Origin of the sequence: Sorangium sp. So ce176 (genome assembly GCF_051519835.1) — a bacterium.
Taxonomy (GTDB): domain Bacteria; phylum Myxococcota_A; class Polyangia; order Polyangiales; family Polyangiaceae; genus Sorangium; species Sorangium cellulosum_G.
Map to the genome: position 1 here is coordinate 7,182,584 of NZ_CP150371.1, position 10,309 is coordinate 7,192,892.

Here is a 10,309-nt window from a genome sequence, read left to right on the forward strand (position 1 = left end):
CATGCGAAGGCCTGTTTTCCGATTTGGGCTGCTCGCCGCGGCCCTGTTCATGGCAGGGTGCGCCGACGACGAGACCCCCTCGTCCACGGGGAGCACCACGATGAGCACCAGCACGGGCGGTGACGGCGGCGGCGGTGACGGCGGCGGCGGCGGTGGCCGCACCGGCGTCGGTGGTGCCGGCGGCGACGGCGGCACCGGCGCAGGCGGCGACTCGGCGCAGCAGCGCCCGTCGGGCGCCGACATCGCCGTGCGCTGGGAGGTACTGGACAACACAAAGGACCCCGCCGTGAGCTTCGGCTCGGCGCTGACGATCACCAACCATGGATCGGTCGCGCTCGGGAACAGCGGCTGGACGCTCTATTTTAACTTCGTCCGCACCATCGTGCCAGAGAGCCTGCCAGCGGGGGTGAAGGTCACCCACATCAACGGCGACTTCTTCAAGATGGAGCCGACCCAGGCCTTCCAGCCGGTGCAACAGCACGAGAGCGTTGTCATCCCCTTCGATGCGTCGTTCTGGGCCATCAAGGAGACGGACGCGCCCGCGGGCTTCTACTTCGTGTTCACGGATGAAGCGGGCGTGGCCTCCACGCCGGAGGCGGTCGGCTCGGAGACCGTCGCGCCGTTCGTGGAGGAGAAGCAGACCGACAGGTTCCCCGGCGACATCACGCCCGTGCCGACGGCGGAGTCTCGCTATCACGATAACCAGGCTGTCCGCCTGCTCCCGGCGGCCGACGTGGACAGGATCGTCCCCTCGCCCGTGCACCTCGAGGCAGGCGCCGGAGCGCTTGTGTTGTCGTCCGCCGTGCCCATCGTTCATGCTGCCGGGCTCCAGGCCGAGGCGGCCTTCCTGGCCGAGGCGCTGGGGACGCTGCTCGGCGACGCGCCGGAGGTCCGCGAGGGCGCGCCGCCCGCCGGGACGGCGGCGATCTCGCTGACGACGGGCGCGCTCGACGTCGGCGGCCGGCCGCGGCAGGCGGGCGACGAGGCCTACCGCCTCACGGTGACCGAGGAGGGCATCGCGATCGTGGGCAGCGACGCGGCCGGGGTCTTCTACGGGATCCAGAGCCTGCGCGCCCTCGCGCCCGTGGAGGCGTACCAGGCCGCCCAGCCGGAGATCGCGATCGACGCGGTGACTGTGGAGGACGCCCCGCGCTTCGCGTACCGCGGCATGCACCTCGACGTCGCGCGCAACTTCCAGCGCAAGGAGGCCGTGCTGAAGCTGCTCGACCTCATGGCCTTCTACAAGCTGAACCGGTTCCATTTCCACCTGACCGACGACGAGGGGTTCCGCGTCGAGGTGAGCGGCCTCCCCGAGCTCACCGAGGTCGGCGCCCGGCGCGGCCACACGCTGGACGACCGCGACCAGCTCGTCCCCTCGTTCGGCTCCGGCCCTGACCCGGAATCGCCCCAATCGAGCGGAAGAGGCCATTACACCCGCGCCGAGTTCGTGGAGATCCTTCGTTACGCGAAGGCGCGCCACATCGAGGTGATCCCCGCGATCGACATGCCGGGCCACGCCCGCGCCGCGGTCAAGGCGATGGAGGCGCGCCACGCGCGGCTCGCGGCCGAGGGAGACCAGGAGGGAGCCGAGGAGTACCTGCTGAGCGATCGCGACGACCCCTCTCGGTACATGTCCGTGCAGATGTGGCACGACAACGTGATGAACCCCTGCCGGGAGTCCACCTACAGGTTCGTCGAGAAGGTCGTTGGCGACATCGTCGCGATGTACGCCGAGGCCGGCGCGCCCCTCACCACCTTTCACACGGGCGGCGACGAGGTGCCGGAAGGCGTCTGGGAGCAGTCCCCCTCGTGCGAGGCGCTCCTCGGTCAGGCGTCCGGCGTCGACTCGCCGGAGGACCTGGCGAGCCATTTCCTCCGCAAGATCAGCGCGATCGTGTCGTCCCACGGCCTGGTCACCGGGGGCTGGGAGGAGATCGGCCTCGTGAAGGTGCAGGAGGGCGGCGGCGTCGACAAGGAGGCCAACCCCGAGTTCCTGAGCAGCAATTTCAGGCCGTACGCGTGGAACAACGTCTGGGGCTGGGGCGACGAGGACAACGGCTACAAGCTCGCCAACGCGGGCTATCCGGTGGTCCTCTCCAACGCCACCAACCTGTATTTCGATCTCGCCTACGACAAGGATCCGGCGGAGCCCGGCTATTACTGGGCCGGGTTCGTGGACACGCGGCAGCCCTACGAGTTCGTGCCGCTCGACGTCTACCGGAGCGCCCACGCCGATCGCATGGGCAACCCGATCGATCAGGCCGAGATGTTCCGGGATCACGTCCGGCTGACCGACGCCGGCCGGGCGAACATCCTCGGCATCCAGGGGCAGCTCTGGGGCGAGAACGCCAAGGGCCAGCGAGCGATGGAGTACCTGGCCTTTCCGAAGCTTGTCAGCCTCGCGGAGCGGGCCTGGGCGCCCGACCCGGCGTGGGCGACGGAGGACGACGCCGAGGCCCGCGCGGCCCTGCTCGCCGAGGCGTGGAATCGCTTCGCCAACAGCCTCGGGCAGCGCGAGCTCCCGCGGCTCGACCGCCTGAGCGGCGGCGTGGACTACCGGCTCCCGCTGCCGGGCGCGCGCATCGAGGGCGGCCAGCTCGTGGCGAACGTCGCGTTCCCGGGGCTCCAGATCCGCTACACGACCGACGGCACCGAGCCCGGCGCCGACTCGCCGGTCTACGGCGGCCCGGTGGCGGTGAGCGGCGTGGTCAAGCTCAGGACGTTCGACACGCGCGGCCGCGGCAGCCGCACCTCGGTGCTCGATCCGGGCGCGTCGGGCGGACGCCGCGCGGCGCGGTGAGGGGCTGGTCGCGGTGAGGGGCTGCTCGAGGATCGCGGCGCGGCGGGGGGCCTTCGTGGCCGTCGTCGCGCTGCTCCCCGGCCTGCCTGGCTGTTACATCGATCTCGACGGCCTGAGCGGCGGGGCCGAGGACGGCTCCAGCACGGGCACGAGCACGGGCTCTGGTACAGGCACGGGCAGCCCCGCCCCCGGCGACCCGGGGGGCTGCGCTCCCGGGGATTGCAGCGTCCAGTGCGTCGTCGCCGGGCCCGAGGCGGCCGGCGCGCCTGCCGCGATCGCCGCCGTGGGGCCCCACGTGGTGTGGACCAGCCGCGCGGGCGATCGCGTGAGCCGCCTCGATCCCGCGACAGGCACGGTCGAGGACCTCGTGCCGTTCACGCCGCGGCCGGGCCTGCTCGCGGCCGCCGAGGGGATCGCCGTCTGGGTCGCCGACGACGGGCTCTGGTGGTGCCCGGCCGACGGCTGCCCCGCGGGCGCGACCTCGCTCCTCGCCTTCGGTCCCGCCGACGCCGCGGCCGTGCGCGGCCTGGCGACGGACGGCCGGCACGTGTACTGGACGCGCGACGAGGAGAGCGGCACCGCCGGCGAGCTGCTGCGCTGCCCCGTCGCCGGGGGCTGCGGCGCCGCGCCGGAGCTGCTCGCGCCGGCCCAGTCCCACCCGCGCGGGGTGGCGGTCACCCCGGGCGGCGCGGGCGACGTCGTCTGGGTCCAGCGCGGCACGGGCGCCGCCTTCGGCAAGCTGCTCCGCCTGGACAAGAGCGCCACGTCGGCGGTCATGCCCACGCAGATCGCGGTGCTGCTCGACTATCCGGACCGCGTCGCGCTCGGCGCCGGCGAGGTGCTCTGGACCTGGGCCGACCCGGGCGGCGCGGCGGGCGGCGTCTCCCGCTGCGACCTCGCGGCTTCGTGCGCCGCGGAGGCGCTCGCACCGCAGACCGAGCCGGCGCGGCCGCTGCGCGAGCCCGCGGCGCTCGCGATCGACGGCGCGGACGCGTACTGGGTGAACCGCGGCGGGGGCACGGTCATGCGCTGCCCGACCGCCGGCTGCCCCGGCTACCCCGAGGTGCTCGCCGAGGGCCTCACGCGCCCCTCGGCCGTGGCGGTGCAGGGCGCCTGCGTCTACGCGGTCGACGAGGCGGGCGGCGGCCGCGTCGTGCGCGCGCCGCGGTGAGCGCGCGCCGCCCGGGGACGAAGGCGCGGCGGTGAGCCGTCGCCGCTGGCGAGCTGCCGCGTGACCAGCCGGCGATACAGGCCCTCCTCGGCGATGAGCGTCGCGTGCGCGCCGCTCTGCACGATCGTCCCCCCGTCGATGACCAGCACCCGATCCGCGCCCATCACCGTGGAGAGGCGGTGAGCGATGATCAGCGTCGTCCTCCCCTTCATCAGCGCGTCGAGCGCCCCCTGCACGAGGTGCTCGCTCTCGGCGTCGAGCGCGCTCGTCGCCTCGTCGAGCACGAGGATCCTGGGGTCCTTGAGCATCGCGCGCGCGATGGCCACGCGCTGCTTCTGCCCGCCGGAGAGCTGCACCCCGCGCTCGCCGACGAGCGTCCGGTACCCCGCCGGGAACCGCGCGATGAAATCGTGGGCGTTCGCCGCGCGCGCCGCCGCCTCGACCTGCTCGTCCGAGGCGCCCTCTCGCCCATAACGGATGTTGTCGGCGATGCTCGCGGCGAAGAGGAGCGGCTCCTGCGCGACGAGCCCGATCTGCCGGCGGAGCCACGCCGGCGAGAGCTCGCGGAGGTCGCGCCCATCGAGGAGAATGCGGCCCTCGTCGGGGTCATAGAGCCGCAGGAGCAGCGCGGCGATCGTCGATTTGCCCGCGCCGGACGGCCCGACGAGGGCGATGACCTCCCCGGGCCGCGCGGAGAGGTCGATGTCCTTCAGCACCGGCGCGTCCCTGCGGCTCGGGTAGCTGAACCGCACGCCCTGGAGCTCCAGGCGCCCCTCGACGGCGAGCGGCTCGGCGCCGCCCGCGTCCGCCATGGCCGGCGCGCGATCGAGGAGGTCGAAGATGCGCTCGGCGGCGCCCGTGGCCTTCATGAGCTCGGCCCAGAGGTCGCTCAGGCCGCCGAGCGCGAAGGCGACGATGATCGTGTAGACGAGAAACGAGGTGAGCCCGCCGAGCGTCAAGCGCCCGTCGACGACGAGGTGACCGCCGTACCAGAGCACGAGCGCCGCGGCGGCGTAGCCGGCGAACGACACGAGGCCCATGAAGCCCGCCGAGGCGCGGATGCGCGCCCGGGCGATATCGAGCGACGCGCCGATGCGGCCGGCGTAGCGATCCACCTCGCGCCGCTCGGCGGCGAAGGCGCGGACGGTGCGGATGCCGGAGAGCGCCTCCTCCGCGGCCTCGCCGGCCCGAGCGAGGGAGTCCTGGACGGCGCGGGAGAGCTCGCGGACGTGGCGCCCATAGGACACCGAGCCGAGCGCCACGAGCGGCACAACGGCGAGCATCAGGAGGGTGAGCCGCGGCGACGTGACCAGGAGGAACGCGACGCCGCCGATCACGGACGCCGCGAACCGAAGCGCCATCGAGACGTTCGCGCTGACAGCGCCCTGGAGGACCATCGTGTCCGACGCGAGGCGGCTCGTGAGCTCGCCTGTCCTGTGCTCGTCGAAGAACGCCACCTCCTGCCGGAGGAAGTGCTCGAAGAGCTGCGCCCGCAGCCGGGCGACGATACGCTCGCCTGCCGTCGAGAAGAGGACGTAATGCAGGGCGGCGGCCGCGGCCTGGATCGCGATGAGGCCCACCAGCCCGAGGGCCGCGCGGTCGATCGCCTCGACGCTGCTGCCCGGCGTGAGGGCGTCGTCGAGGATCACGCGGATCGCCTGCGGGAGCAGGAGGCCCATCGCGCTCCCGATGCCCAGGAACAGGGCGCCGAGCGCGAGGCCGCCGAGCTCGGGGCGGGCGAGGAGGAGGAGGCGTCGGAGGTGCGTCGGGCCGGGGCGCTTCTTGGCAGGACTCTGCATGTCGAGCGCGAGCGTAGCAATCGCCATGCGCGCGGGCGCCTCGCGGACAGCGCACCGCGGACGACAGGTGTCCTGTCGTCGGCGCCTGGGATCCCGCGACGAGGCCGCCTCTCGGGCGCGGTGAGGCGGGCCGCGCCCCGGCCGACTGGTACGGGCGCATGACGGGTGACACGCGCCGGTTACAGCTCACCTGACACGGCGCCGTGACAGCTCCGCGCCGCCCGGCGCGTGACGCGCCGCCGCGGCGAGGAGCGCTGGCGGCCCGGCGAGGATCCGAGGGGCCGCGCTGCAGCGGTTTCACGTGGGCCGCGCGTCGACGCGCCGTGATGCGGAGCGCCCGCTCGACGCCTGGTCCAGCGGTTGCACCACGCCCCCATCGAGGCGCGCGGTGAGTCGCGCGCTTCGATGAACCACGGAACAGGAGAATGGAACATGGCCTCCATGGATAACGCGATGCTCGATGTGATGATCACCAGCGTGAAGACGAACGCGCCGGAGCCTCAGCTGGAGGAGGAGGGGGCGAGCCAGTCCTACTCCTACTTTACCGGGACGTGTGGGCGCGTCTGCACGGCGCTGACGCACTTCTCCTGCTGCCTCGCCGGGTAATCGTCGCTGCGACCGGGTCGGCCGGCGAGATCGCTCTCGCGGCCGACCCGGATCGCTTTGCCCTGCGCTCACCGCCCGTGGCGCGGCACATGGCTCTTCCGAACGGAGGCTCTCGATGACACCGACACCGACCGAGTTTCTCGCCGCCCAGAGGAGCGGCGGCTTGCCGGATCTCCTGATGGCGTTCTTCGGCGGCCTGGAAGGCTCCGGCGGCATCGCCGACACCCCCGCGCGCGGCCCGTTCGACGCGCTCTACGACGTGTACGCCGCCGCCGGCGCGCGGGCCGTCGTCCCGCGCGAGCTCCAGACGGCGGCGTCGCTGTCGAGCGCTCGCTCCGCCCTGCTCAGGCTCTTTCGGCTGACGTGCGATCGGATCCTCCTCCAGCGATTGCACCTCGCGCGCGACCGCGGCCTCCTCGCGGGCGAATGCGAGCGCGCGAGGCGGCGCTCTTTCCTCGAGCGCGTGCTCGGCCAGCGGCTCCTCGCGCCGCTGCTCGCCGGCCACCCGGTGGCCGCCGCGAGCTTGATCGGGGGCGTCTCGCGCATGCGGGCGAGCGTGCAGTCCTGCGCGGACGACCTGCATGCGCTGCGCAAGGCGCCTGCGCAGGTGACCGGCATCGAGTTCCTGGATGACGATGGTCATTCGTGGCGCGCGCAGCACGTCAAGCTGAGCTTCGGAGAGGACGAGCGCTGGATCCTGAAGCACCGCTCCTCGGCCTGCGACCGCGTGGTCCTCGAGCGCATGAGCGAGCTCGTCCCGGATTTTCCGGTCCGGGCAGAGGACATGTTCGTCGACGTGAGCGCGGACAAGCATTTCGTCCGATTCCTCGAGGAGGACCAGGGGTGGGCGCCGCCGGACCCCCGGGCCCTGGGCGCGCTGCTCGCGCTGACCCAGCGCGTCGGGATCGCCGATCTGCACAGGGACAACGTGCTGCGGATCGCGGGGCAGCTCGTCCCCATCGACAGCGAGGTGATCGGCTCGCTGCAGCTCGACGAGCGCTTCGCGTGCCGCGCGGTGGCGAACCCGTCGATCGACGAGAGCCTGCTGCTGCCGTTCGGAGCCCAGCAGCGCCGCGTGCTCGCCGGGATGCTCCGCGGCACGGCGCTCTCCGCGCTGGAGCTCCGCCGCACGGTCTGGAGGGGCGCCGAGGGCGATCGGCCCGAGCTGGTCGAGGAGGAGCAGCCCGCGCCGGAGCCGGAGCCCGTCTCGCCCGCGTGGCTGCGGGCGCTCGAGGCGCATTACGAGCGGGCGGCGCGACAGCTCTGGGCCGATCGGGCGCGGCTGCGGGATCAGATCGCGACCGGCCTCCGCGGGAGCAAGTGTCGGGTCGTCCTCCGCGCGACGAGCTCCTATGGTCAGCTCCTCGATTATGCGTGGTCCGGCGGAGCCGTCTCGAGCGCGTATGCCCATGCGAAGCTGCGGAAGAGCGCGCCCCATTTCCCGCTCGGGATCCTGAGGTCCGAGGTGCGGGCGCTCGGGCTGGGCCTGTTCCCCGCTTTCTACCAGCCGTTCGACGGCTCGACCCTGGAGGACGCTTCCGGCCGGCCCGTCGCGACGCTCACGCCGCCGCGTGACCGCGTCGATCGATGCGTGATGGGGCTCGGGGAGGCCTCCATTCCGAGGAGCGTGCTCCTCCTGCGCGACAGCATCGCCGCGATGTTCCCGGCGAGCGCCGAGGCGCTCGTCGACGAGCGCGCTGTCGCGCGCTCCGCTGACGACGCCGCGGCGTGGATCTCCGGGATCCTTGACGGCGTGGAGGAGAGCGAGGGCGTCGCGCGGGCGCACGCCGTGAGAGAGTGCCAGGACGGCGTCTGGATCGCGGACGGCGCCGGCGCGGATCTCTATGAGGGCAGCTCCGGCGTGATGCATGCCTGGACGCGAGGGGCCGTCGCGCGACGAAATCGCGCCTGGGGCGGGCTGCGCAAGCTGGCTCGGGTGTCGCTCGTCGCCCTGGCCGCGGGCGACAGGGGCCCTTACCTGATGGGCACCGGGAGGGGGTTGTTCACGGGCCCCACCGGGGTCGCGCTTGTGTGCGCCGCGCAGGACTGCAGGGCGCTCAAGGAGCTCGCCGCGGCGCTCGCCGATCTCTCGTGCCGCGCGGCCGAGGGGCTCGAGATGGGTGACGTCATCGACGGCTTGCTGGGCGTGGGGCTTGGCCTGGTGACGTTGAAGGAGATGCAGATTCCGCTCCCGAGGTCGGCCTCGCGCGTCGCGAACCGGATCGTCGAGGTCCTGTCCTGCGAGGATCTCGGCTCGATGCTCCGCCGGAGGAGGTTCGTGGGGCTGGCCCACGGGGTGGCGGGCGATCTCCTGACCGGCTATCGACTGGCGCGATCGCTCGGATCGTCCGCGCTCGTCGGGCGCATGCAGGGCATCGCCGAGGCGCTCGCGGCGGAGCTCCTCCAGGACAGGCGCTTCATCCAGGCGCACGCGAGCCGCAGCGGCGCGGAGCTGCTGCCGACGGGGTGGTGTCACGGCATCTCGGGGATCCTGAGCGCGATCGCCGTCATCGGACGGGACCATCCGCCCCTGGCGAGGCTCGTCGACGAGATCGCGCGCGCGCTGGGGCCGGCGGACCTGCGCAGCGACAACCTGAGCCTGTGCCACGGGATGACGGGTGAGCTCCTCTGCTTCAGCGTCGCAGCCGAGATGACCGGGAGCAGCGCGGCCGGGGCGCTGCGCGCGCGGGTCGAGCGAGACATCGGCGCTGCCGCGAGGGTGCGCGCAGGCAGCCTGCCCGGGGCGACGCCGATGGGCTACATGACAGGGCTCGCCGGTATCCAGGACGGTCTGCGGGCCGTCGGCACACGCGACGGCTGGCGGTCGACGCTGCTGGCGAGGCTGTACGGGGTCAGGCCCACGTGAACGCGCGAGCGCCGTGGACCGGGGTGTCCCAGCCTGAGCGAGGCCGAGCGGTGCGCGTGGTAGCGTGCCCCATGACCCCCACGCGCCCCCTGTCCGTGCTCCCGATGGGCGACCGGGCGGAGGTCGGTGATCTACCTCGTAGGTACTGGGTTTCCGAGGATTTGTCGTTAGCTCAGTGCCGCAGTGTTCGCACCACGGCACACCATCCGCGTCTCGCGCACGCTCAAGACCTCGTTCGCGCTGTTCGGGTGAGAACCTCCGCGGTCCTCGCTCCGTTGCAATTGGCGCCGTCCCTTGCGGGCTCTTGCTGCCCGACCCTTCTTGCGACATCAACGCCTGCGACAGGCCCTGGAGCCCCGCCGCGATGTTCCCAATCCCACCGACGACGAGCCCGGTCGACACGGCGATCGCAGGCACACCGATCGCGACGCCGACTCCGGTGGCGCTCGTGATGCCCCCGAAGACCTCCCCCGTCAAGCCCCCGATCGTGAGGGCGAACCCTCCCACGATCTGCCCGATGGCCAGCCCCATCCTGGCTTCCGGCGTCCCATGGGCCAGCACGCCCGCGGCATCGAGCAGCCCATGCCCGACGCCGGCGAAAGGAACCGCCCCGAGCAACAGCCCGGCGATGAACCCTCCCTCCACCTGGCCGTCTACATCCGCTGGCAGACAAGCTACGGAACGTTCGCAGTAGCATCAAGAATCTCGATCCGAATTCTGGCAGGGTGCATCTCATCATCCACCAACACTCTGACAGGCACCCTGAAGCGATTGACGTTCATTTCGATCAGCACTTGGTTCTCGGACGTCACCAGCGCCACTGTTTTACCAGGAGTGTCGAGGATTCCACGAAAGACCTCGACGCCACCGACGCGCGTCCCGAGCGGGCCCCTCACATCAAGAGTCACGGTTACGTCCCCATCGACGTCGGATATTGTGCGAATCGACACGCACGATGTATTGAAAGAGACCACGCGCTCAGGATCGTATGCCGGCACCTCCATGTTCTCGTTTGATGGATCGAAGAAAAAGATGATGGGATGCGGTGGAGTGTACGTTGTCTCCAT

6 protein-coding genes are annotated in these 10,309 nt (G+C 72.1%); 4 read left to right on the top strand and 2 right to left on the bottom strand.

The annotated features are described in order from the left end of the window. Position 1: 1 nt before the first annotated feature. Both WMF42_RS26870 and WMF42_RS26875 read left to right on the top strand, forming a co-directional pair. Positions 2–2,800, top strand: coding sequence for a family 20 glycosylhydrolase (locus WMF42_RS26870; protein ID WP_437685619.1), 2,799 nt, complete (start codon positions 2–4; stop codon positions 2,798–2,800). A 13-nt stretch (positions 2,801–2,813) separates the two neighbouring features. Then, entirely contained in the window at positions 2,814–3,971 is a 1,158-nt protein-coding gene (locus tag WMF42_RS26875; protein ID WP_437685620.1) for a hypothetical protein, read from the top strand. On the opposite strand, the gene WMF42_RS26880 is transcribed toward WMF42_RS26875, so the two are convergent. Beyond that, positions 3,920–5,770, bottom strand: a complete 1,851-nt coding sequence (locus WMF42_RS26880; RefSeq protein ID WP_437694356.1) for an ABC transporter ATP-binding protein — start codon at positions 5,768–5,770, stop codon at positions 3,920–3,922. The two genes, WMF42_RS26875 and WMF42_RS26880, sit on opposite strands and share 52 nt — an antisense overlap. 432 nt (positions 5,771–6,202) lie before the next feature. Between WMF42_RS26880 and WMF42_RS26885 the strand changes: the two genes are divergently transcribed. Both WMF42_RS26885 and WMF42_RS26890 read left to right on the top strand, forming a co-directional pair. Next, complete coding sequence (locus WMF42_RS26885; protein ID WP_155798890.1) at positions 6,203–6,376, top strand: hypothetical protein; 174 nt, start codon at positions 6,203–6,205, stop codon at positions 6,374–6,376. 115 nt (positions 6,377–6,491) lie between these two features. Beyond that, the gene (locus WMF42_RS26890; RefSeq protein WP_437685622.1) at positions 6,492–9,242 is read left to right on the top strand and encodes a lanthionine synthetase LanC family protein; all 2,751 of its coding nucleotides are present in this window, start codon (positions 6,492–6,494) and stop codon (positions 9,240–9,242) included. Between the two features lie 674 nt (positions 9,243–9,916). On the opposite strand, the gene WMF42_RS26895 is transcribed toward WMF42_RS26890, so the two are convergent. Continuing rightward, the gene (locus tag WMF42_RS26895) at positions 9,917–10,309 is read right to left on the bottom strand and encodes a hypothetical protein (protein WP_155798891.1); all 393 of its coding nucleotides are present in this window, start codon (positions 10,307–10,309) and stop codon (positions 9,917–9,919) included.

Coding starts and splice junctions, on each gene's coding strand:
- WMF42_RS26870 (WP_437685619.1), top strand. CDS start 2: ATGCGAAGGCCTGTTTTCCGATTTGGGCTGCTCGCCGCGGCCCTGTTC.
- WMF42_RS26880 (WP_437694356.1), bottom strand. CDS start 5,770: ATGCAGAGTCCTGCCAAGAAGCGCCCCGGCCCGACGCACCTCCGACGC.
- WMF42_RS26885 (WP_155798890.1), top strand. CDS start 6,203: ATGGCCTCCATGGATAACGCGATGCTCGATGTGATGATCACCAGCGTG.
- WMF42_RS26890 (WP_437685622.1), top strand. CDS start 6,492: ATGACACCGACACCGACCGAGTTTCTCGCCGCCCAGAGGAGCGGCGGC.
- WMF42_RS26895 (WP_155798891.1), bottom strand. CDS start 10,309: ATGGAGACAACGTACACTCCACCGCATCCCATCATCTTTTTCTTCGAT.